We start from the raw sequence: 20,839 nt of genomic DNA, 5'->3' as shown, positions 1-20,839 counted from the left end.
TCCCTGCGGTTTAGGACGAGAGGAAATCGTGTGCCGTGTCGGCGGAAACGAACTTGGCCACCGTGATGATGTCCTCGATCGGATGGGGATGGTCGTTGATCTGCACCCTGCTGCCCAGGACGAGCTGCTTGGCAAGCTCGCCGAGCCCGTACCTGTGCAGAGCGGTGGTGAGGGCGGTGTCGTCCATTCGGCGTCGCACCGCCGCCCAGAAGGAGATCGGCTGGTCGGGGAAGCTGCGAACGAGATCGCCGGCCTCCCGCTCCCTCAGCCAGGGGAACAGCGAGCGCACCGCCGAGGCCCGCTCCGCGGAATCCATGCGCCAGCTGAAAATGCGCATCCGCCCATTGCGGCGCAGGGGAGCGTACAGGCGGGTGAGGTCGTTTCCGGTGAGAATGATCGGGATTCGACGCACGTGCCTGCCCTCCACCCGGGTCGGATAGTCCGCCAGGTGCATCAGCTCAGAGATCAGGTTCTGCGTGTTCACGGTGTACTGGGTCAGGTCGCCCCAGCTGCCGATCGCAGCGTCGGCGTCATTGAGCAATATCGCCGCCGGAGTACCCGTGTCGGCGTACGTTCCGGCCTCCAGGTAGGCGGTTCGTATTTTGGCCGCCGGAGCTCCGGCGTTCGGGCTCTCCATTTCCCCGCCGGACAGCAGGACAGAATGAATGCTCTCGTTCTCCAGGATCCGCTCGACCTGGTACGTCTTCCCCTCGCCCGGTGGGCCCTGGATGCCGAGAAACAGTGGGGTCCCCGGCTTCACGTCAGGCCGGAAATTGGCGATCAGATGAAGGCCGACAGCATCGGCGAAACGTTGTGCTATCGATTCAGTCACTCCCCGATTCCCTCCGGCGCCGCTCCTTCTCGCGGAGCACCTCGGTCGGCAGGTTCAGCACCTCGGCTCGAAGATCTGGCTTCGAAGTCGGCTTCGGAGTCGGCTTCGGGGCCTCCGGAGCGGGTGGCTCTGGCGGGACGAGCTCGCCCTCGGCGGGTCCGCCGTCGCGTTTGGCCATGGCCTCCTCGGCCGTCAGCGGAAGTCCCAGCTCGCGGCGGCGTGCGGTTATGTTGGCGACCAGCTCGTCCAGCGCCTGCTGCGGTGACGGCAGCGTTTTCCGGATCAGTCCGGATGGCCGAACGACCAAGCGGTCGTCCTGCCAGGAGAGGCCCTTATCCTGCCTGACGATCACGTCGAGTTCTCTGACCGCCAGTGCCGTGGCCTCGACCTTGCTGTCCAACGCCTGAGTCGCCTTGATCTGGCTTTCGATCTGCGTGACCAGTTCGGCTCGGTTCCGCTCGGTCTGCCTATTGGTCAGCAATCCGGTGATGTAATCGCCGAGTACGTTCGCGATCACACCGAGAACAATTTCGATCAACTCCCGGCCTCGCATTCTGCGTGGGGGTGAATCACCAAGTGGACGTCAGCGAGCGCGGACGATGATCAATGGGGTGGCCGGCTCGATCGGCCGTTGCGACTGCGCGGGGCGCCAGATCGAGACGGACGGCCATCGCCACCGGGGTCGCTGCACGCACGCCCGGCATCTGGACTTCCCGCGCGATTGGGCACGCCCTCGTCGTCCCCCGCGCGCCGCGCGAGATGAGACGCTGTGGTCGATCTGGGCTGCCCAGGCGGGGCTACGCCAAGCCGCGTCCAGGGACTTGGTGCTGTCTGAGGAGAGCCTTGGGGTTCATGAACCTCCTTCCGCTCCGAGGCTGAGGGCCTCTTCAGGATGGGTGCCACGTCGTCGAACTGTCGTGAGTACCCCCTACTCAAATGGAGCCGGGCGAGGGGCGAAGCCGGGTGCCGGTCGCGCCGTGATCCAGCCGGCGTCCTCCAGGCGGTCGCTGGACGTCCAGGACGTCCAGCGCCCGGCTGGTGAGCGAGGGACCAACGGCCCATGAGGCGCGGTCGCACGGCCCTACGCGAGGGGGTGGCCGGGGGAGAGGCTGGGTGGGAAGGGGGTGCTGACATGGGTGGGATCGTGCTCGGATACGACGGCTCGGACTTCTCGGTGCAGGCCCTGGACTGGGCGCTCGACGAGGCCGAGCTCAGGAAGCTGCCCCTGACCGTCGTCCACGCCTGGCAGTGGCCCTACGGCGAGGCTGAGGAGGAGGTCAAGGCCCACCTGCGCCGGGCGGCCGAGCACGTGCTGTGGCACGGCGCCGAATGCGCCCGCGCGAGCAGCTCGGGGGTGAAGGTCGAGACCGACCTGTACGAGGGGTCCGCCGCCCGGCGGCTGGCCGAGCTGTCCGGCGAGGCCGACCTCGTCGTGGTGGGATCCCGCGGCCTGAGCGCGCTGCCCAGGGCGGTCGTCGGCTCGGTCGCCGGCTACGTCGCCGCCCACGCCGCCTGCCCCGTCGTCGTCGTCCGCGGTCCCGGCCCCCTGCCACCGCCGTCGCAGCCGGGGCCGGTCGTCGTGGCCGACAGGGCGCCGGACGCCTCCGTGCTCGAGTTCGCCTTCGCCGAGGCGTCGCTGCGCCGGGCGCCCCTGACCGCGCACGGGGACCTGGCCGAATGGGCGACACGGCACCCGCGGGTCCGGATCGAGCCGGCTGGGTACCGGCTGGGGCAGGGACCCGAGCAGGCCACGCTCATGGTGGTCGGGCGCGGGCACGCCGCCCGTTTCGGCGCGGCCCGGTTCCTGCTCCAGAACGCGCCCTGCCCGGTCGCGGTGGTGGCCGAGGGCTGACCGGGCCGCCGTGGCCGGTCCCCGTACTTCCGGGTACGCGTCCGGCGGCTTCATCCGGGGAAGTGTCCGGTAGATGGGGTCTGAGCAGGACACTTTCCATTACATCGTAAGCAGAGCTAATATTTCGGGCATGAGTGCAGAGGATCTGCCGGATGCCTTCACCGGCGTCATGACCGGCATCCACCGGCTGGTCCGGCGCAGGCTGCGCCAGGAGATGGCGGGGCCGCGGCTGCGCGGCGCCCAGGTCGAGCTGTTGCGGCTGGTCGTCGCCAGCCCCGGCATCAGCGTCTCGGCCGCCGCCAAGGAGCTCTATCTGGCCGGCAACTCGGTGTCCACGCTGGTCAACCAGCTCACCGGGGCCGGGCTGCTGCGCCGTGAGACGAGCCGCGACGACCGCCGGTCCGTCCGGCTGCTGGCCACCCCCGAGGCCGAGGCGCGGTTGCGGGCCTGGCAGGAGCGCCGCGTGGCGCTCGTACGCGAGCACGTGGAGCGGCTCGGCGAGGACGATCGCGCCGCGCTGGCCGCCGCGCTCCCGGCGCTGCGCAGGCTGGCCGACGGCCTGCAGGAGAAGGTGACAACGGCATGACGGACGGCGACGGCGGAGTGGCGGCCGATGGCGGCATGACGGGCGGTGATGGCATGGCGCGTGATGGTGGCCCACAGGGCGGCGAAGGCATCGCTGGTGAGGGCGGTCCGCCGGGTGGCGAGGGCATCGGGGGTGAGCTGCTTTCCAGAGGGGACGCGCTCACGTGTACCGGGCTGCGCTACTCCTTCGGGCGGTCCACGGCCGTCGACGGGCTCGACCTGGCGGTCGACTCCGGGGAGGTGTTCGGCCTGCTCGGCCCCAACGGTGCGGGCAAGACGACCGCGATCCGCTGCGTGACCACGCTGCTGCCGGTCCCGTCCGGCATGGTCCGGGTCTTCGGGCACGACGTGGCCACCGACCGGATGGCGGTGCGCCGCCTGCTCGGCTACGTGCCGCAGCAGCTGTCGGCGGACGCGAACCTGACCGGCCGCGAGAACGTCTCCCTCTTCGCGCGGGTCTTCGACGTGCCCCGGCGGGAGCGCGCCGCCCGGGTCGGCCAGGCGCTGGAGGCCGTCGGGCTGACCGAGGCCGCCGACCGGATGGCGGGCACCTTCTCCGGCGGCATGGTACGCCGGCTCGAACTGGCCCAGGCGCTGGTCAGCGCGCCACGCCTGCTGATACTCGACGAGCCGACGATCGGGCTCGACCCCATCGCCCGTACCGTCGTGTGGGAGCACATCATGGCGGTGCGCGCCGCCAGCGGGATGACCGTGCTGGTCACCACGCACTACATGGACGAGGCCGAGCAGTACTGCGACCGGGTCGCGCTCATGCACCAGGGGCAGGTGCGCGCGTTCGGCACGCCGCGCCGGCTCACCGACGACCTGCGCGCCCGCCGCGGCGACGGCTCGTCCCCGACCCTGGAGGACGTCTTCCGCGACGTCGCCGGCACGGGTTTCGATGACGGAGGGGAGTTCCGCGATGTCCGCCGCACCCGCAACACCGCCTCCCGCGTCGGCTGACGGCGCGCTGGGGCTGCTGCTCGTCCCGCCGCGGTCCAGGCCGGCGTGGCGGCTGGTCCCGGCCAGGGTCGCCGCGATGTGCGTGGTGGAGCTGCAGAAGCTGCGCCACGACCGCACCGAGCTGTACACCCGCGCGGTCCAGCCCGCCCTGTGGCTGCTGATCTTCGGGGAGACGTTCACCCGCATCAACGTGATCCCGACCGGCGGCATCCCCTACCGCGACTATCTGGCCCCCGGGATCATCGCCCAGTCCACCATGTTCATCGCCATCTTCTACGGCATCCACATCATCTGGGAACGCGACTCCGGCGTCCTGACCAAACTGCTGGTCACGCCGACGCCGCGGGCCGCGCTGGTCACCGGCAAGGCGTTCGCGGCCGGGGTGAAGGCGATCATCCAGGCGGTGGTCGTGGTGCTCATCGCCGCGCTGCTGGGCGTGAGCATGACCCTGGACCCGCTGCGGCTGGCCGGGGTGATCCTGGCGGTGCTGCTCGGGTCGGCGTTCTTCGCGTGCCTGTCGGTGACGATCGCCGGCATCGTACGGACCCGCGACCGGCTGCTGGGCATCGGCCAGGCCATCACCATGCCGCTGTTCTTCGCCTCCAACGCGCTCTACCCCACCACGGCCATGCCCGGCTGGCTGCAGGCCATCAGCGCGATCAACCCGCTCAGCTACGAGGTGGACGCGCTGCGCGGGCTGCTGCTCGGCATCCCCGCGCACCTGCCGCTGGACTTCGCGGTCCTGCTCGTGGCCGCCGCGCTCGGCATCACGGCGGCCTCGGCGCTGCTGGGTCGCCTGGCCCGCTGACGACCGAGCCGGTCAGGTGGAGGGGAGGCAGGCGGAGGAAAGTAGCCGTAGCGCGGGGGTGCGCAGCCGGGACAGCGCGGACGACGACGCCGCGCCGCAACTCCGGTTCGAGCTTGTCGTACGCGTCCTGGCGGTCATCTCGGCAGCGCGGCGGCCGCGGCCTCGGCGATGGCGTGGGCCGGGTTCAGCGCGGCGGCCTCGGTGAGCGGCCTGCCGCCGGACGTGCCGGCGTACGTCACCTCGACCAGGAGCCCGCCGCTCCGGAACGTGACCTTGCCCTCGCCGGCCGTCCCCTTCGCCCCGGGCATCTCGGCGTCGGCCCGGTACCCGGCCATGGCCCGCTCCCCAGGCCCCCGCAGGGCGTGGAAGACGCGCGCGGCCTTCCGCGTGTCGTGGTAGAGCCGGACGAACGCCCGGTCCGCCTCCGCCGCCCCGTTGCGATGCCTGGTCCCGGGGAACGACGTGACGCGCACCAGGAGGGAGCGCCCGCCCTCGGCGGACGACCAGGAACAGCCCCGCTCGCCGGCGCCGGCGTCCCGGCGCGGGGCGGGGTCGAGACCCGCCGCCCGCAGGGCCTCGTCGCCGGCCAGGCCGCACGGGTCCGGCGCCTGGCGGGCGGGCTCGCTCCGCCTGGCCGCCGCGGCCCGCGTCGGCCGGGTCACCTCGGCCCCGATGGCGGCCGCCGCCTTGGCGGAGATCCGGATGGCGCCGTTCACCGTGGGCCGCTCCGGCACCGACTGGACCTTCCGGCCCGTGTCGCGGGCGATCCGGTACAGGACCTCCGCGGTCACCGTGCCCGCTCTGAAGTGCAGTTCGGCCTGGCCGGAGACGCCGATGTCGTCCCGGTAGCGGACCATCGCCTCGTCCCCGAGCCCGGTGACCCGGCGCCACGTGTCGCCGGCCAGGCCGGTGGTGCCCTGGCTGGTCGCGAGGTCGTACCTGCGCATGGCCTCGGGGAGGGTACCCGCCCGGAAGTTCACGCGCAGCACGCCCTGCAGGCCTGGTACGGCCGTGGGACGGATCAGGAAGGAGCAGCCCGTCTTCCGCTGGATCTCGGTGGCGCCCGGCGCGAGCGTCCTGAGGGTGGCGCGGTCCAGGCCGCAGTGCTTCGGCCTGGTGAACGGCCTGGTCCTGGCCGGGTAGAGGTCGGCCGTGGTGGGCAGGGCGAGCATCACGCCGCCGCCGTCGCTTCCGTCGTCCTTCCTGTCCGGGCCGGCCACGTACCGCTGGATGGACGTCACGAGACCGAGGACGAGGAGCAGCGCCAGCACGACGGCCGCCACCGCGCTGAGAAAACTCCCGCGCTCGTTCATGAGTCTCCACTAACGTCGATCATCCAGGTGAGTATCTTAGGTCTGACATTCCGGACAACAGGTCATCTCGATAGGAATGAAAGCATCAGGGGCGAGTTGAGGTGGACGTGCCGGAGGAACCGATCACCGCGGTGATCATCGATGATCACGCGGCCATCGCCGCCGGCGTGGGCGCCTGGTGCGCCGAGGCGGTGCCGCCGATCGAGCTGATCGACGCCGGCGACCGGCTCGCCGACGTCTGGACCGGGCCCGGCGCCGCCGCCGACGTGGTGATCTTCGACCTGGAGCTGGTGCCGCGCCGGCCCGACTTCGGCGAGCTGCGCAGGCTGGTCGACAACGGCCGGCGCGTGATCGTGTACTCCCAGCACACCGACGACGCGACCGCGATCAAATGCGTCGACCTCGGGGCGCTGGCCTACCTGACCAAGCGGGAGGGACCCGAGCACCTGGTGCCCGCCATCCGGGCGGCCGCATGCGGCGAGCCCTACACCGCGCCGTCGCTGTCGGGGGCGCTCGTCGCCGACGACGCGCCCGGCCGGCCGCGCCTGTCACAGCGCGAGACCGAGGTGCTGCGGGCGTGGTTCGTGTCCTCCTCCAAGGAGCTGGTCGCCGCCAAGCTCAACATCACCGTCAAGACCGTGGACACCTACATCACGCGGGTCCGGGTGAAGTACGCCAACGTGGGCCGGGCCGCCCGGACCAAGAGCGAGCTCGTCGGCCGTGCCCTCGACGACGGCCTCATCACGCTGGCCGAGCTCAACCACCCGTTGTAGGGCGTTCACCGGACACCGGTGTCCGCGGCGCCTCCGTAGAGTGGCGATCAGTCGTGGCGCGGCCACGCCGATACCCACTGCTACGGGGGCAGCGGGTATCTCTTTTTTGGGGAGACGACGGCGAAGACGATGAAGACCATGAGATCGGCGGCGGCGCTGGCCCTGCTCGTCGTCGCCGGGCCGGCGGTGGTGGACTCCCCGGCGTACGCCGGAGCGGCGGCCGCCCTGCGATTCGGCTACGAGGACGGGTCGAAGTCGTCCGGAAACCCGGAACTGGGATCCAACGAATGCTGCCGCACCTCGATCCAGGTGGACGACCTGCCGAGGACCGGGAAGTACGCCCTGCGCAGCCAGCTGAAGTACGGCGACCAGATGGTCGCCGGCGGCACCAGGGCGGAGAGCCACACGCTCAAGGTCGACGACAGCTACTACGGATCCGGCGACACCGTCTACTACGGGTTCATGTGAGTCCGACAAGCCGCCCAGCGCCTTCCTCAGCGTGCAGCCCTCGGGGAAGTGGCGGTTGCGGGTCAACTCCGACGGCAGGGCCTGCTCCACACCGAGCTCCATCAGCAAGACCAGCTTCGACCTCGCCGAGGTGAGACCGGGGCAGTGGCACGACTTCGTCTTCGAGTTCAACTGGAGCCACGGCACCGACGGGACGATCGACGGCTGGCACCTGACCCACAAGAGCCCCGGCTGGCGCAAGGTCGTGAGCGCCACCGGTGCCAACACCTTCAACGACGACGCGTCCACGCACGGCTATCTCAAATGGGGCATCTACAAGCCCGCGTGGAACAGCGGGCCCACCGCGGTCGCGAGCCGTACGCTCCTGCACGACAACATCGCCGTGGGCAGATCCTTCAGTGAGGTCGACCCCGCCGCCGGATAGACGACGGCGCGGCGGCGGCCGGATGCGGGCCGCTGTCAGGCGGCGAACACCGGGGGAGCGCGGTCCTTCCCCGCATGGCCCGCTCCAGGCGGGCGGCGACCTGGAACAGCCGGACATCACCGGCCGTGCTGTCGGCGTCCGGCCCGCGGCGTCCGTCCGATTTCCGCTACCGGGAGCGGGCGCGGGTCACCTCGGCGGGATGGTGGCCGTCCTCCGCCAGGGGCAGGCGCAGCACGAACCTCGCGCCCCGCGGCGAGTCCTCGACGGTCAGGCTGCCCTGGTGGGCCTGGGCGATCGCGCGCGAGATGGCCAGGCCCAGCCCGCTGCCCGCGGGGTCGCGCTGCCGCCCGTCGGCCAGCCGGACGAAGGGCTCGAAGACCCGCTCACGGTCCTCGGGCGCGATGCCGCCCCCGTCGTCGAACACGGCGATCACCGCGTGCCCGCCGGAGCGCTCCACGCTGACCTCGACGAACGTACGGGCGTGCCGCTCGGCGTTGACCAGCAGGTTCGTCACCACCTCCGCCAGCTGGACGCGGTTGCCGTAGACCTGCGGGTCGTCGTGGACGCGCACCCGCAGCAGCACGCCCGCCTTCCGGCTCGTCGCCTCCTCCCGGACCAGGGCGCCCAGGCCGAACCGCTCGCGGCGGTGCGGCGAGGTCGTGCGCACGCGGGCCAGCATGAGCATCTCGTCAATGATCATCTGGAACCGCTCCACGCTGGTCAGCGCGTCCCGGATCGCGGTGCGGGGGTCCGTGTCGGGGTACATGAGCGCCTCCTCCAGCTGGGCGCGCAGGCCGGTCAGCGGCGTACGGAGCTCGTGCGAGACCATCGAGGAGAAGTGACGCTGGTGCTCGACCGCCGCCTCCAGCCGGGACAGGGTCAGATTCGCGGTGTGGGCCAGCATGGCGATCGCGTCCCGGCCCGGCGGGGGCGGCACCCGCAGGCCCAGATCGGTGACCGTGATCTCGGCGATCCTGGAGCGCATCTCCTCCACCGGGCGCAGCGTCCGGCGGATCAGGAACGCCGCCAGGCAGGTCACCAGTGCGGTGGCGGCCAGCACCCCGGCGGCCAGGCTCCATTCCAGGCGGTGCGTGCCCAGGATCGGCGGCTGCGCCATCCCGGCGTACACCACGTGGGACTCGCCGCCCCACATCAGCTCCTCCTCCTGCGGCGACGGCCGGGTGGCGGTGAACATCACGCACCCGGCGGCGGTGCACCGGGTGCCGTGCTGGATCCGGTCGTCGGAGGCGGGCCACATGTCGCTCAGCGCCGGCCGGCCGGCGGCGGCCCGGCTGGAGACCACCACCTGCCCGCTGACGTTGACGAGCTGGAGCAGGTTGACGTCCGACGTCGCCACGGGCGGCGGGTCCGCCGTCCCCATCGACCCGATCCACTCGGTGGCCGCCCGCTGGGTGCTCTCGAACACCTCCTGCTCGACCCGGCCGCGGACCAGCAGGTCCACGACCGCGGCGACCCCCGTGAAGCCGAGCAGCGACAGCACGGCGGTGGCCAGGATGAGGCGCGTCTGGACAGAAAGCCGACGCAGACGCAGGGGCATCGCCACCTCCCGGCCGGTCTCGCTCCAGCTTTCCTAGCCATGCTTCCAACAAGGGATTCATGGATGGCCAAAGCGCCCGCAATGAGTCCATTGAGGTGTGCTGAGGCCGGGTGCTCACGCTCCCGAGTGCAGGAACGCCGCCCAGGCCGAGGGCCGCCCCGGCATGGCCGCCCGCATGCGGCGGGTGGCCGTGTGCAGCGCGAGCGCGCCGGGGATCCGGGCGGGGGCGTCGAGCGTCGCGCCCAGCTCGCGGTGGAAGCCGGCGGCCATCGCCGACGCGACGCGGTCGCCGATCTCCCACAGCGTGGCCACGGCCTGGGCGTACCCGGCCAGCTGGAAGGCGGAGGCCAGGTGGATCGCCTCGTCGGCGAGCCTGGCGCCGCCGCGGGCGGTCGCGCAGGCGGACAGGTACGCCAGCTCGGCGTCGCCGAGGTCGAGCCGGCTGATCTCGGTGACGCTCAGGGGCCCGTCGTGCAGCAGGAGATGGCTCGCCGACGGGTCGGCCGGGTCGCTGCCGGCGTGGCAGGCGAAGTGCGCGACGCTCGCGCCGGGCAGCGCGGCCAGCACGGCGGCGCGCGACGCCGCCGGGCCGATCAGCGACAGCCCGTGCAGCCGGGCGGTGGCCTCCACCGCCTCGCTCGCGGTCGACGGCAGCGCGGCCTGGCCGGGCGTGGCCGGCATGGCCACGGCCAGACCGGCACGGCGGGCGGGCACGGAACGGGCGCGGCTGTGCAGCAGCGCCCGCAGGGTGGGCGTGTACGAGGAGACCACCCGGTCGAGGACCGACGCGCCGGCGACCGCGTGCCGTCCGGCGGCGTGCAGCGGGAGGGAGTTGAGCGGCCCGGCCGGCGACCACCACAGCCGCGGCCACGCCCCGGCCTCCGGCGGCCCGGTGAGGTCCAGCGCGTCCAGCACCGGCTCGGCCAGCACGTCCCACAACCAGCCGAGGGTGTCCAGCAGCACCCGCTGGGCCTGGCCGGCCATGGCCCCCGTACCGGTCCGTAAGGTGCCGAGCGCGGCGTGGAACGTCTCGGTCCGCTCGACGAGGTCGGCGGCCCGCAGGTCCGGCAGCGGCACCAGGCGGACGCCGTCAGCGCGCAGCGCCAGCGCGTCACAGCGGCGGGGGTTGACGTTGACGGTCACCACCGGCCCCTCGGCGGCGGCCGGCCGCAGGTCGGGCATGCCCAGCGGCAGCGGCATCAGGAACCGCCCGAACTCGGGCAGCGCCTGGATCCGGCCGGCCAGCTCGCTCCACTCCCCGGCCAGCTCGCTCAGCCGCCCGAACTCCGCAGCCGTCGGCTCATGGCCGGGATCGGCGGCGGCCGCCCGTATCCGCTCGCGCAGCTCCACGAACCGCCCGGCCAGCCCGGCGTCGGCGGCCCGCAGGTTCTCCAGCTCACGTCGCGCGTTCAACGCGCTGGACAGCAGCAGCGCCCGCCCCTCCTCGATGGCCTCCAGCGCGGCCGGCGCGTCGCCGCGGGCGATCGCGGACACGGCCTCGTCGGAGGCCAGCCGGGCCAGGCCGCTCGACCGCAGGCCCGGCTCGTCCGGCGGGAGCGGCGACATCGCCCGCAGCCGCGCCGCCACCCCCCACGCCAGCACGAGGCGCGTGGCGTGCGCCGTACCTCCGGCGACGACCCGGCGGGCCCGCGCGGTCGCCTCCTGGTAGTCCGATTCCTCATGGGTGAGCTGGTAGCGCTGGAACAGCGTGTGGGCGAGGGCCTTCAGCGCCGCCGCGTGCTCCGGGTCGTCCTCCGGCAGGGCGGCGAGCCTCGCGCGGTGGCCCTTCAGCGCCTCCTCGGTCACCGAGAGGGTCTCGAACGGCGACAGCAGCGCGTTGCTCATCATGGACATGTCGCCCACCGTGGTGGCGGACAGGTTCAGGGTGCTCATCAGCGCAGGCAGCAGCTCCATCGAGCGCGTCAGCAGGGTGACCGTCTCCTCGATCCGCCCGGCCCCGTCGTGCCGGTTCCTGGCGAGCCGCGTCATGACCTGGTTCAGCTCCAGCGCGGTGCGCTCGGGATGGCCGTCCGGCAGCTCCCGCAGCGCCTGCTCGAACAGCCCGAGCACCTCGTCCAGACCCGCCGCGTCCACCGGCGCCGGGGGAGTCTCGGGCGGGGCGTAGAGCTGGGTGAGCATCGCGTCGAGCCGGTCGTCGGGGCTCAGCCCGTCGGATCGCCGCCGCAGCAGCTCGAACGCCTTGCGCTCCAGCCCGGCGTCGGACGGGTCGCGCAGGAAACCGGCCATGAGGTCCATGAGCTGCGCGTGATGCCCCTCGCCGTCGGACGGGGCGATGCCCAGCAGCCGGGCGGCGACGGAGAGCCAGTTGTCCGGCTCGTCCGAGGCGGCCCCGCCGGTGGCCGGGATCGACCGCCCGATCAGGCCGGTCAGCTCGTCCACGCGGCGCCGGGTCTCCGGGCTGAGCCGGACGGGAGCGGCGGGTTTCGGCGACCGCAGCAGCTCGGCCGCGGCGAGCAGCTTCAGCCGGGCGCGCCGCTCGGCGCCGCGCTCGGGAGTCAGGTGTACGGCCCTGCGCAGGGCGGAGACGGCCTCGTCGAGCGCGGCGGGATCGGCCTGGCCGCCCGAGTTCACCGGGAGCAGCAGCGAGGACGCCAGGTCGGTGAGCATCTGCGGCAGGTTCGCGTCCGCGTCAGTCGCGGTCTCCACGGCGGCGCGGAACAGCTCCACGGCCTCGGCCAGCAGCGCCAGGTCGCGGCTCGCCATGGCCCGGGCCCGCACGGCCAGGGCCAGGCCGTTGGCGCAGCGGGCGTGGTTCGGGTGCTCCCTGGGCGTGTCCCGGTACGCCTCCCTGAGCACCGCGATGGCCTCGTCGATGTCCGGCGGCTCGGTGCCGTCGTCCGGCGGGGCCTGCGCGGCGCGGAGCATGAGCGCGTACCCGAGGTTGCTCAGGACCGTCGGGCGGGAGGGGTGGCCGGCGGGCAGGAAGGACGCGGACCGGCGCAGCAGCCCGATCGACGCCTCGCCGTCGCCGGGCCGCCGCAGGCGGGTGAAGCGTTCGAGCACGAACATGGCCAGGTTCGACAGCGCCTCGGCGGAGGCGTGCGCCCGCTCCTCGCCCACCGGCTCGTCCGGGCCCAGCGCCTCGGCGAACGAGGAGCGCACCTGGCCGGGCAGGGACTCCGGCTGGGCCAGATAGAGGGGCATCAGGAGGACGACCGTCCGCTCCCACGCCTCCTGCCTGCCCTCCTCGGGCCCGGCCGCGGCGCGCAGCCAGTGCAGCAGGCCGGCCACGTACAGGATCTCCTGGTCCACGCCGTCGCCGATGGCGAGGAACTCCAGCAGCCGCTCGGCCTCGTCCGCCGCCTCGGGGCCGAGCGCGCCGGCGGCGTCGCCGGTGTCCGACACCGTGGCGAGCCGGGCGCGCAGGGCGGTGAGCAACTGGTCGCGCATCGTCGCCTCGCAATCAGGTGGCCTTACGGGACCCTTCGCTGACCGTCTCGGCGTCCACCTCGGCGTCCACCTCGGAGGCCGCCCTCACCCGCCGCACGGGCCGGCGCGTCCGGGCTCCGCCGTCATGGTTCGTCCCGATCCGGGCCCTCACGACGAGGAGATCATAACGGCCGCGAGCCCGTTTCGAGCGCGGAGGCGGCCCGCGCTACCCGTGGCCGGCGACGTGCCTGTCGAAGAAGGCGAACGTGCGCTGCCACGCGTCGTCGGCCGCCGGCCGGACGAGGCCGTGACGCAGCGGGAACAGCGCGAGCCTGGCGACCGGGTGGTGGCCGTCGGTCATGAAGGAATGCCCGGCCTCCGGGTAGATCTCGACGTCGTGCTCGATGCCGAGTGCCCGCATGTGCTCCCGCAGCCGCGTGCCCTGGGACCGGAAACCGGCGTCGCGGCCGCCGTAGGAGCCCACGACCGGGCACACCGACCCCAGCTCCTGCCGCTCGCGGGGCACCGCGCCGTAGTTCACCGACGCGGCGCGTACGCCGGGCGGGGCGCCCGCCGCGTAGGCGAGGGCGAATCCGCCGCCCATGCAGAAGCCGATCACGCCGAGCCGGTCGCCGTCGACCTCCTCGAGACCGGCCAGCCACTGCCGGGTCGCGTCGATGTCGGCGGCCGGGCGGCCCGGCCGGCCGGTCGCGAGCTGCCGCATGGCCTGGGCCAGACACCCGACCCGGGTGCCGTGGCTGTACAGGTCGGGCAGGACGGCCGCGTACCCGTGCCCGGCGAACAGGTCCACGACCTCCAGCATGTCGGGCTCGACGCCGTAGATCTCGTGCACGACCACCACCCCCGGCCATCCGGTCGCGGGCGGGGTCCCCTCGGGCAGCGCCGCGGTCGCGGCCAGCGAAGCGCCGTCGGGGAGGGGAACGCGTACCTGTCGTCTCATCAGCAGTCCTTGGCCGGTCCCGATAAAACGCGACAAAAAGTATCAGGTTCGGGGGCGCCGACGGCGATCTCGGCCACCGCGCGATCTCGTAGACCCGCATGGGGACAGGATCATGATCGCGGTTTGTGCGCCGGTCGGGCCTGAGTGGTGACCGCGATCGGGATGCCGCCTACCGCGCCGTGGCCGACCGCGCCGCTGAAGGGAGCACCCGGCCCGGGCTGGGCCGGCGTCCGCTCGACGGGGCGACGGGCCACGGCGGTGGCTCAGGCGCCGGGGGCCGAGGGGTGCCCGAGCGGGCCGGTTGCGGGGGTTCTGGGCAGCGGGTCGGTGGCGCGGGTTCGGAGGAGGTCGGCGGTGGGTTGGTCGGCGGGGAGGAAGGCCTCCAGGTGGAGCTCGGCCAGCGTGATGTCCGTCGCGGTGGCGAACGAGGTCAGCGTGGTGATGAGCCGCAGCTCGCCGTCCGCGCAGGTCAGCCGCATCGGTACGGCGAAGCCGAGGTGCTCGGGGCCGGGCGGGGCCTGGGGGACGTACCCGGTCAGTTCGGCGACGAAGTCGTCGAGGCGCGGGTCGGGGCTGCGGCGGGCCCTGGCGCGCAGGTTCTCGATGACGTGGCGGCCCCATTCGGCCAGGTTCCGGACCCGGGGCGCCATGCCGTCCGGATGGAGCATGAGCCGCAACATGTTGACCGGCGGTTCGAGCAGTTCGGGCGCGGCGCCCTCGGTGAAGACCCCGATGGCGTCGTTGGCCGCCACCACCCGGCCGTACGGCGCGACGACGAGCGCCGGATAGGGCAGATGGCCGTGCAGGATCTGGTCGAGCGCCGCGCGTACGGGGCGCAACGCCGTCTCGTCCAGGCCCGACTCCGTGAACACGGGCGCGTAACCGGCGGCGGTGAGCAGGTCGTTGCGCTCGCGTAGCGACAGGCCGAGCGACTCGGCCAGCCGGATCACGATCTCGCGTCCCGGCTGGGAACGGCCGCTCTCGATGAAGCTCAGATGGCGTTGCGTCGTGCCGGCCAGCCCGGCCAGCTCCAGCTGGCTGAGCCGGCGGGCTCGCCGCCACCGGCTCAGCTCCGGCCCGACGCCGTTTCGTACGGTTGCGTGGCTCACGGGAGCTTTCTACCTGAAGCTCCCGACACCCGGCGATTCCCTCGGGGGAATTGCCGGACGTCGGGCCGCCGCGGAGGATCCAGAGCGACCGACCGGCCCGCGCCGGGGTGGCCGGTCGCAGAGCGGGTGACCGGCCCTGTCCGGTCGGCAACGACGAAAGGCCGTTTGATGAAGACTTATCGCCTTGAACCGGGGCATGGCCTCGCCGGGCTGACGATGCACGACCGCGACGAGCCCGAGCCGGCCCGTGGGCAGGTGCTGGTCAGGATCCGGGCGAACTCGATCGGCACCCGGGACCTGAGGGTGCTGGCCGGTGAGTATCCGCTGCCCATCCGGCCGGGCGTCGTGCCCGGCTGCGAGGGTGCGGGGGAGGTCGTGGCCGTCGGCGAGGACGTGAGCGGGGTGAAGCCGGGCGACCGGGTGGCGGCCACCGTCTTTCCCCGCTGGCTCGACGGGCCGTTCAGGCGCGACAACGCCGCCCAGCTCGGCACCGCGATCGACGGGGTGCTGACCGAGTACGCGCTCCTCGGCGAGGACGGCGTCGTCCCGATCCCGGACCACCTGTCGTACGAGGAGGCCGCGGCGCTGCCCCTGGCCGCGGTGACCGCGTGGAACGCCCTGACCACCGGCGGCCCGCTGCGCCCCGGCGCGACCGTGCTGACGCTCGGGTCGGGAGGCGTGTCGCTGTTCGCCCTGCGGTTCGCCAAGCTGGCCGGCGCCCGGGTGATCGTCACGACCTCCGGCGCGGCCAAGGCGGAGCGGCTGCGGGCGCTCGGGGCCGACGACGTGATCAACTACCGGGAACATCCGGCCTGGTCGGAGCGGGTGCTCGCGCTGACCGGCGGGGCGGGCGCCGATCGGGTCGTGGACGCGGCGGGTCCGCTGGAGCAGTCGCTGAGGTCGGTCGCGTCCACCGGGGAGGTGGCCTTCGTCGGCTACTGGCTGTCCGGCGCCGCCGGGGCCCGGCCGATCGACCCCGGGACGCTGTTCATGGCGGGCGCGACGCTGCACCGGGTCGCCACCGGGAGCCGGGCGCACTTCCTGGAGCTGAACCGCGCCGTCGCGGCGCATCGGATGCGTCCCGTGATCGACCGGGTGTTCCCGTTCGAGCACCTCCACGACGCCTTCGCGTACTGCGAGTCGGGCGGCGGCTTCGGCAAGGTGATCATCAGCCACGGTTAGCGGTGGCACCCTCCCTCTTGACGGCAACCTCATGGACGCCAATCGTCGTTACGATATGGGCTACATGATTGTTGACAATCTGAGAGAGGGAACGTGTCCACAGACCCGGGAACGGTGCTCGACGCGATCCGTGACGGGATCATGCGGGGTGAGTTCGTGCCTGACCAGCGCCTCGTCGAGGCCGACCTGTCGGAGCGGTTCTCGGCGAGCCGGAGCTCGGTGCGCTCGGCGCTCCTGCAGCTGGCCAACGAGGGCCTGGTGGAGCGGGTCCAGAACCGGGGCGCGCGGGTGCGGGCGGTCTCCCTGGCGGAGGCCATCGAGATCTCCGAGGTGCGCATGGTGGTCGAGGGCCTGTGTGCGGCCAAGGCCGCCGAGCGGGTGGGCCCGGCGGAGGCCCGCGAGCTGCGCGACCTGGGCGAGCGGATGTCCGAGGCGGTCGCCTCGGGCGACGTGCTCGGCTACTCCGCCGCCAACCAGGCGCTGCACCGCCGCATCAGGGAGCTGAGCGGTCAGTCCACCGCGGGCGGCGTGCTGGAGCGGCTGCGCGCCCAGCTCGTACGCCACCAGTTCCGGCTGGCCATGCAGCGCGGCCGGCCGGCGGTGTCGCTGGGCGAGCACCTGGCCATCATCGACGCCGTCTGCGCCGGTGACCCGGAGGCGGCCGAGCGGGCGGCCCGCCGCCACCTGCTCGGCGTGATCGAGGCGCTGCGGGCCCGCCAGGAATGAGAACCAGACCCCTTGACGGTTGTCGGCCATATTGTTAACAATTTGTTTCACCAAGATGGCGACAATTTTAGGGGTCAGGCATGCCGGACCATCCCAAGCCTTCCGCCCGAGCCCGCGAGCTGGTCGCGGGCGCCTACGACATCCACATCCACGTGGCGCCCGACGTGATGCGCAGGCGGATCGACGACCTCACCCTCGCGGCGCGCTTCGCCGAGGTCGGGCTCGCCGGATTCGTCCTCAAGTCGCACTATGTCCCCACAGCGGAGCGGGCTGCGGTGGTACGGGCCGCGGTGCCCGGCTTCGGGGCGGTCGGCGCGATCACCCTGAACGCGTCCGTGGGCGGCATGAACCCCATCGCCGTCGAGATCGCCGCCCGCAGCGGTGCCCAGGTCGTGTGGCTGCCCACCGTGGACAGCGCCAACCAGCGGGCCTGCACGGCCACCGACCCCGAGGGGGCCACGCCGCCCATGTGGGCCCGGCTCCAGGCCGAGCTGCGGGAGGCGGGGATCGCGGCCGACCCGGTGGAGGTGGTCGCGCCCGGCGGCGCCGTCCCGGAGCCGACCAGGCAGGTGCTGCGGCTGATCGCCGCGCACGACCTCACCCTGGCCACCGGCCACCTCAGCGCGGACGAGATCGACACGGTGGTGGACGCGGCCGTGGCGGAGGGGGTGCGGCGCATCGTGATCACCCATCCGGAGTTCACCTCCCAGCGCGTCGCCGTCGACCGGCAGCGGGCGCTCGCGGCCCGGGGTGCCCTGCTCGAACGCTGCTTCACCACGCCGCACTCCGGCAAGGTCTCCTGGGAGACCTGGTTCGAGCACATCGCCGCCGTGGGCCCCGAGCACTCCGTGCTCTCCAGCGATCTGGGCCAGCCGTTCAACCCGCCCGTCGAGGACGGCCTCGCCCTGCTCGCCGACCGGCTGCTGGCCGAGGGCTTCACCGAGAAGGACGTCAGGACCATGGCCGTCGACAACTCCCGCCTGCTGGCGGGCGCCCGATGAGCGCCCCAGGGAACGGCCCAGGGAAAGGCCCACGGAACGGCCCACAGAACGGCTCAGGGAACCATACGGTCATCGAGGTCAGCGGCCTGGCCAAGCAGTTCGCCAAGGACGACGTCGGCATCGTCGCGCTGCAGGGCTTCGACCTGCGGATCACCGAGGGCAGCTTCGTCACCGTGCTCGGCCGCAGCGGCTGCGGCAAGTCGACCATGCTCAACCTGCTCGCCGGCCTCACCACGCCGACCGCCGGCACGGTCACCTACCGGGGCGAGCCGGTCCGCGGCCCCCGTACGGAGATGGGCTACCTCACCCAGTCCGACACGCTCATGCCGTGGCGCAGCGTCCACAAGAACGTCGAGCTGCCCCTGGAGATCGGCGGCGTGCCCGCCCAGCGCCGCAGGGAACGCGCGGCGGAGCTGATCGGGAAGGTCGGCCTGCAGGGGTTCGAGCGGCACTACCCGCGCGAGCTGTCCGGCGGGATGCGCCGCCGGGTCAGCCTGGCCAGGATGCTGGCCGGCGATCCCGAGACGCTGCTCATGGACGAGCCGTTCGGCGCGCTCGACGCCCAGCTCCGCGGCGATTTGCAGGCGGAGCTGCTGCGGCTGTGGGGGGAGAGCGGGCAGACGGTGGTGTTCGTGACCCACGACATCGAGGAGGCGCTGCTGCTCGGCGACCGCGTCGTGGTGCTCGGCCGGCTCGGCCGCATCGTGCTCGACCGGACCGTCGACCTGCCCAGACCCAGGGACGCCGACGAGTTAAGGGTGGATCCGGTCTTCGTGGCCCTGCACCGCGAGCTGACCGGGGCCCTGCGGGAGGGAGCGCGATGACCGCCATCGAGCGGGTGAACCTCGACCGGAGCTGGTGGAGCAGGCACGGCGGCACCGTCACGGTCTGGTCCGCCAGGGCGGCGCTGGTGGTGGCGCTGCTGGTCACGTGGGAGCTGACCGCCGAGCGCTGGTTCGACATCACCTTCACCAGCCGGCCGAGCGACATCTGGACCCGCCTGGTGCAGTGGCAGCAGGACGGGACGCTGTGGTCCAACACCTGGATCACGGTGCAGGAGGTGGTGTACGGCTTCCTGGTCGGCGCGGTCGCCGGCGCGCTGACCGGCTTCCTGCTGGCCTCGGCGCAGGCCGTCTACCGGGTGCTGGACCCGTTCATCATGGCGTTGTACGCGATCCCGAAGGTGGCGCTGGCGCCGCTGTTCATCGTCTGGTTCGGCATCGGCATGCACATGAAGGTGCTGCTGGCCGCCGCGACGGTGTTCTTCCTCGTCTTCCTCAACACGGCCGCCGGCGTGCGCGAGGTTGACCGCGGCCTGATCGACGCCGTGCGCCTGATGGGCGGCGGCCGGCGGGAGATCATGATCAAGGTGGTCGTCCCGTCGTCCATGACCGGCCTGCTCACCGGGCTCAAGGTGGCCATCCCGTACGCCCTCATCGGCGCCGTGATCGGCGAGCTGGTGGCCTCCAACCGGGGGCTCGGCTACCTGATCAACGACGCCGCCGCGCAGTTCGACACCGCCGGGGTGTTCGCCACGCTCGTCGTCCTGAGCGTGATCGCGGCCCTGCTGAACCTGGTCGTCGGGCTGCTCGACCGCCGGGTCGGCCGGTGGAAGCCGATCGGGGCGGAGCAGTGAGGCGGCCGGTGAGATGGCCGGTGAGATGGCCGGTGCGGCGGCCGGTGAGGTGGCCGGCGAGGTGGCCGGTGCGGCGCGCGGTCCTGCCGGTCCTGGCCGCCCTCGTCCTGGTCGTGACCGGCTGCGCGCAGCGCAGCTCCACCACGCCGCCGGGCGTGCTGAACGTCGGCCAGATCAGCAACTCCGTCGCGTTCTTCCCGCTCTTCGTGGCCGAGCAGAAGGGCTATTTCACCCAGGAGGGGGTCAGGCTCGGCGAGCGGCCCCGGCTCGGCACCGGCGCGAAGGTGGCGGCGGCCCTCAAGTCGGGCAGCATCGACCTGGGCGCCGGCGTGCTGACCGACGCGCTGAACCTGGCCAGGATCGACGACAAGGGCCGGCTGGTGGCCAACCTGGTGGACCGGTACTACGTGGACGTGGTCGTCGGCTCCTCCTTCACCGGTGCCGCCGCGGGTGATCCGCTCGACCAGCGCATCCGCGCCCTGCGCGGCAAGAAGATCGGCATCACGGGGCCGGGCAGCGGGACCGAGGCGCTGGTGACGTACCTGTTCGGGAAGGTCGGGCTGAACTCCGCCACGGACTGCGAACTGGTCAACCTCGGCAGCACCGCCGCCTCGGCGCTGGGCGCGCTCAAGGCCGGCCGGGTGGACGCGCTGGCCTTCTTCCAGCCGATCGCCCAGCAGGCCGCCGCGGCCGGCATCGGCACCCGCTTCATCTCGCCCGCCGCCGGCGACGTGCCCGGGCTGGAGCGGACCGCGCACGGCGTCGTGTTCACCACCCAGCGGATCATCGACAAGAAGCCCAAGGAGGTCGCCGCCTTCCAGAACGCGCTCGGGCGCGCGCAGCGCTTCATCCACGAGGCCGACCCCGCCGAGATCACCCGGATGCTGACGGTCTACCTCAAGGGGATCGACCCTAAGGCGCTGGCCGAGCTGCCGGGCCTCATGCGGGCCGAGATCCCGGCGGAGATCGGGTTCTCGCGGGCCTCGTTCGACACGGCCATCGCCTTCCACCGCGCGACCGGGCTGGTCAAGCACCTGCCCGCGTACGAGCAGATCGTGCCGCCCGCGCTGCGGATCGGCGCGCCGTGACGGGGGAGCGGGCGAGGGCACGACTCAGTCCTTCACGGCTCCGGCGGTGACGCCGGCGGCGACGTAGCGCTGGGCGATGACGAGCAGGATGGTGGCGGGGATGGAGGCGATCACGGCGGTGGCCATGATGGCGTTCCATTCCTGGTTGTTGTTGCCGATGTAGTGGTAGA

Annotated in this window: 21 protein-coding genes; 13 read left to right on the top strand and 8 right to left on the bottom strand. The window is 72.6% G+C overall.

Annotated features, from left to right (window positions below):
• Window positions 1-10: 10 nt before the first annotated feature.
• Both ACTWPW_RS37300 and ACTWPW_RS37295 read right to left on the bottom strand, forming a co-directional pair.
• The gene (locus ACTWPW_RS37300; protein ID WP_375108741.1) at window positions 11-832 is read right to left on the bottom strand and encodes an AAA family ATPase; all 822 of its coding nucleotides are present in this window, start codon (window positions 830-832) and stop codon (window positions 11-13) included.
• On the bottom strand, window positions 825-1,370 hold the full coding sequence (locus tag ACTWPW_RS37295) for a hypothetical protein (protein ID WP_443171437.1): 546 nt from the start codon (window positions 1,368-1,370) through the stop codon (window positions 825-827). Before ACTWPW_RS37295 ends, ACTWPW_RS37300 begins: the two co-directional genes overlap by 8 nt.
• Window positions 1,371-1,964: 594 nt before the next feature.
• Between ACTWPW_RS37295 and ACTWPW_RS37290 the strand changes: the two genes are divergently transcribed.
• From ACTWPW_RS37290 to ACTWPW_RS37275, 4 genes are all read left to right on the top strand, one after another.
• On the top strand, window positions 1,965-2,684 hold the full coding sequence (locus ACTWPW_RS37290) for a universal stress protein (RefSeq protein ID WP_443171436.1): 720 nt from the start codon (window positions 1,965-1,967) through the stop codon (window positions 2,682-2,684).
• Window positions 2,685-2,814: 130 nt separating this feature from the next.
• Entirely contained in the window at window positions 2,815-3,270 is a 456-nt protein-coding gene (locus ACTWPW_RS37285) for a MarR family winged helix-turn-helix transcriptional regulator (protein WP_443171435.1), read from the top strand.
• Window positions 3,267-4,232: an ABC transporter ATP-binding protein gene (locus ACTWPW_RS37280; RefSeq protein ID WP_375108737.1), complete on the top strand. Its 966-nt coding sequence runs from the start codon at window positions 3,267-3,269 to the stop codon at window positions 4,230-4,232. Before ACTWPW_RS37285 ends, ACTWPW_RS37280 begins: the two co-directional genes overlap by 4 nt.
• Entirely contained in the window at window positions 4,192-5,040 is an 849-nt protein-coding gene (locus tag ACTWPW_RS37275) for an ABC transporter permease (RefSeq protein ID WP_443171434.1), read from the top strand. The genes ACTWPW_RS37280 and ACTWPW_RS37275 overlap by 41 nt, the downstream gene beginning before the upstream one ends.
• 134 nt (window positions 5,041-5,174) lie before the next feature.
• On the opposite strand, the gene ACTWPW_RS37270 is transcribed toward ACTWPW_RS37275, so the two are convergent.
• On the bottom strand, window positions 5,175-6,353 hold the full coding sequence (locus ACTWPW_RS37270; RefSeq protein ID WP_443171433.1) for a DUF3558 family protein: 1,179 nt from the start codon (window positions 6,351-6,353) through the stop codon (window positions 5,175-5,177).
• 107 nt (window positions 6,354-6,460) lie between these two features.
• On the opposite strand from ACTWPW_RS37270, the gene ACTWPW_RS37265 reads away from it, so the two are divergent.
• From ACTWPW_RS37265 to ACTWPW_RS37255, 3 genes are all read left to right on the top strand, one after another.
• Window positions 6,461-7,126, top strand: a complete 666-nt coding sequence (locus ACTWPW_RS37265) for a response regulator (RefSeq protein ID WP_443171432.1) — start codon at window positions 6,461-6,463, stop codon at window positions 7,124-7,126.
• A 138-nt stretch (window positions 7,127-7,264) separates the two neighbouring features.
• Window positions 7,265-7,594 (top strand): heparin lyase I family protein, encoded by a 330-nt coding sequence (locus ACTWPW_RS37260; RefSeq protein WP_443171431.1) that lies wholly within the window; start codon window positions 7,265-7,267, stop codon window positions 7,592-7,594.
• Window positions 7,595-7,625: 31 nt separating this feature from the next.
• Complete coding sequence (locus ACTWPW_RS37255; RefSeq protein ID WP_443171430.1) at window positions 7,626-8,018, top strand: heparin lyase I family protein; 393 nt, start codon at window positions 7,626-7,628, stop codon at window positions 8,016-8,018.
• A 166-nt stretch (window positions 8,019-8,184) separates the two neighbouring features.
• On the opposite strand, the gene ACTWPW_RS37250 is transcribed toward ACTWPW_RS37255, so the two are convergent.
• The 5 genes from ACTWPW_RS37250 to ACTWPW_RS37230 all read right to left on the bottom strand — a co-directional run bounded on the left by ACTWPW_RS37250 (window position 8,185) and on the right by ACTWPW_RS37230 (window position 15,036).
• Window positions 8,185-9,576 (bottom strand): sensor histidine kinase, encoded by a 1,392-nt coding sequence (locus ACTWPW_RS37250; protein ID WP_443171429.1) that lies wholly within the window; start codon window positions 9,574-9,576, stop codon window positions 8,185-8,187.
• 114 nt (window positions 9,577-9,690) lie between these two features.
• Window positions 9,691-12,987 carry a CHAT domain-containing protein gene (locus ACTWPW_RS37245; RefSeq protein ID WP_443171428.1) on the bottom strand — a complete coding sequence of 1,099 codons (3,297 nt, stop codon included), beginning with the start codon at window positions 12,985-12,987 and terminating at the stop codon, window positions 9,691-9,693.
• Window positions 12,988-13,000: 13 nt separating this feature from the next.
• Complete coding sequence (locus tag ACTWPW_RS37240; protein WP_375108730.1) at window positions 13,001-13,138, bottom strand: hypothetical protein; 138 nt, start codon at window positions 13,136-13,138, stop codon at window positions 13,001-13,003.
• A gap of 54 nt (window positions 13,139-13,192) precedes the next feature.
• The gene (locus tag ACTWPW_RS37235; RefSeq protein ID WP_375108729.1) at window positions 13,193-13,927 is read right to left on the bottom strand and encodes a dienelactone hydrolase family protein; all 735 of its coding nucleotides are present in this window, start codon (window positions 13,925-13,927) and stop codon (window positions 13,193-13,195) included.
• A gap of 263 nt (window positions 13,928-14,190) precedes the next feature.
• Window positions 14,191-15,036 (bottom strand): helix-turn-helix domain-containing protein, encoded by an 846-nt coding sequence (locus tag ACTWPW_RS37230; RefSeq protein ID WP_443171427.1) that lies wholly within the window; start codon window positions 15,034-15,036, stop codon window positions 14,191-14,193.
• Window positions 15,037-15,204: 168 nt separating this feature from the next.
• Between ACTWPW_RS37230 and ACTWPW_RS37225 the strand changes: the two genes are divergently transcribed.
• The 6 genes from ACTWPW_RS37225 (at window position 15,205) to ACTWPW_RS37200 (ending at window position 20,669) form a co-directional block, all read left to right on the top strand.
• On the top strand, window positions 15,205-16,218 hold the full coding sequence (locus ACTWPW_RS37225) for a zinc-dependent alcohol dehydrogenase family protein (RefSeq protein ID WP_443171426.1): 1,014 nt from the start codon (window positions 15,205-15,207) through the stop codon (window positions 16,216-16,218).
• Between the two features lie 93 nt (window positions 16,219-16,311).
• Window positions 16,312-16,944 carry a GntR family transcriptional regulator gene (locus tag ACTWPW_RS37220; protein WP_443171425.1) on the top strand — a complete coding sequence of 211 codons (633 nt, stop codon included), beginning with the start codon at window positions 16,312-16,314 and terminating at the stop codon, window positions 16,942-16,944.
• Between the two features lie 80 nt (window positions 16,945-17,024).
• Window positions 17,025-17,945, top strand: a complete 921-nt coding sequence (locus tag ACTWPW_RS37215) for a DUF6282 family protein (protein WP_443171424.1) — start codon at window positions 17,025-17,027, stop codon at window positions 17,943-17,945.
• The gene (locus ACTWPW_RS37210; RefSeq protein WP_375108724.1) at window positions 17,942-18,769 is read left to right on the top strand and encodes an ABC transporter ATP-binding protein; all 828 of its coding nucleotides are present in this window, start codon (window positions 17,942-17,944) and stop codon (window positions 18,767-18,769) included. Before ACTWPW_RS37215 ends, ACTWPW_RS37210 begins: the two co-directional genes overlap by 4 nt.
• A complete protein-coding gene (locus ACTWPW_RS37205; RefSeq protein ID WP_375108723.1) occupies window positions 18,766-19,581 on the top strand; it encodes an ABC transporter permease in 816 nt (271 codons plus the stop codon). Before ACTWPW_RS37210 ends, ACTWPW_RS37205 begins: the two co-directional genes overlap by 4 nt.
• 68 nt (window positions 19,582-19,649) lie before the next feature.
• Window positions 19,650-20,669: an ABC transporter substrate-binding protein gene (locus ACTWPW_RS37200; RefSeq protein WP_443171423.1), complete on the top strand. Its 1,020-nt coding sequence runs from the start codon at window positions 19,650-19,652 to the stop codon at window positions 20,667-20,669.
• Window positions 20,670-20,839: the final 170 nt, after the last annotated feature.

Origin of the sequence: Nonomuraea sp. KM90, from assembly GCF_052246675.1 — a bacterium.
Lineage (GTDB): Bacteria > Actinomycetota > Actinomycetes > Streptosporangiales > Streptosporangiaceae > Nonomuraea.
This window is presented reverse-complemented; position numbering and strand designations above follow the sequence as displayed.

Coding starts and splice junctions, on each gene's coding strand:
- ACTWPW_RS37290 (WP_443171436.1), top strand. CDS start 1,965: ATGGGTGGGATCGTGCTCGGATACGACGGCTCGGACTTCTCGGTGCAG.
- ACTWPW_RS37285 (WP_443171435.1), top strand. CDS start 2,815: ATGAGTGCAGAGGATCTGCCGGATGCCTTCACCGGCGTCATGACCGGC.
- ACTWPW_RS37280 (WP_375108737.1), top strand. CDS start 3,267: ATGACGGACGGCGACGGCGGAGTGGCGGCCGATGGCGGCATGACGGGC.
- ACTWPW_RS37275 (WP_443171434.1), top strand. CDS start 4,192: ATGTCCGCCGCACCCGCAACACCGCCTCCCGCGTCGGCTGACGGCGCG.
- ACTWPW_RS37270 (WP_443171433.1), bottom strand. CDS start 6,353: ATGAACGAGCGCGGGAGTTTTCTCAGCGCGGTGGCGGCCGTCGTGCTG.
- ACTWPW_RS37260 (WP_443171431.1), top strand. CDS start 7,265: ATGAGATCGGCGGCGGCGCTGGCCCTGCTCGTCGTCGCCGGGCCGGCG.
- ACTWPW_RS37250 (WP_443171429.1), bottom strand. CDS start 9,576: ATGCCCCTGCGTCTGCGTCGGCTTTCTGTCCAGACGCGCCTCATCCTG.
- ACTWPW_RS37245 (WP_443171428.1), bottom strand. CDS start 12,987: ATGCGCGACCAGTTGCTCACCGCCCTGCGCGCCCGGCTCGCCACGGTG.
- ACTWPW_RS37235 (WP_375108729.1), bottom strand. CDS start 13,927: ATGAGACGACAGGTACGCGTTCCCCTCCCCGACGGCGCTTCGCTGGCC.
- ACTWPW_RS37225 (WP_443171426.1), top strand. CDS start 15,205: ATGAAGACTTATCGCCTTGAACCGGGGCATGGCCTCGCCGGGCTGACG.
- ACTWPW_RS37215 (WP_443171424.1), top strand. CDS start 17,025: ATGCCGGACCATCCCAAGCCTTCCGCCCGAGCCCGCGAGCTGGTCGCG.
- ACTWPW_RS37210 (WP_375108724.1), top strand. CDS start 17,942: ATGAGCGCCCCAGGGAACGGCCCAGGGAAAGGCCCACGGAACGGCCCA.
- ACTWPW_RS37205 (WP_375108723.1), top strand. CDS start 18,766: ATGACCGCCATCGAGCGGGTGAACCTCGACCGGAGCTGGTGGAGCAGG.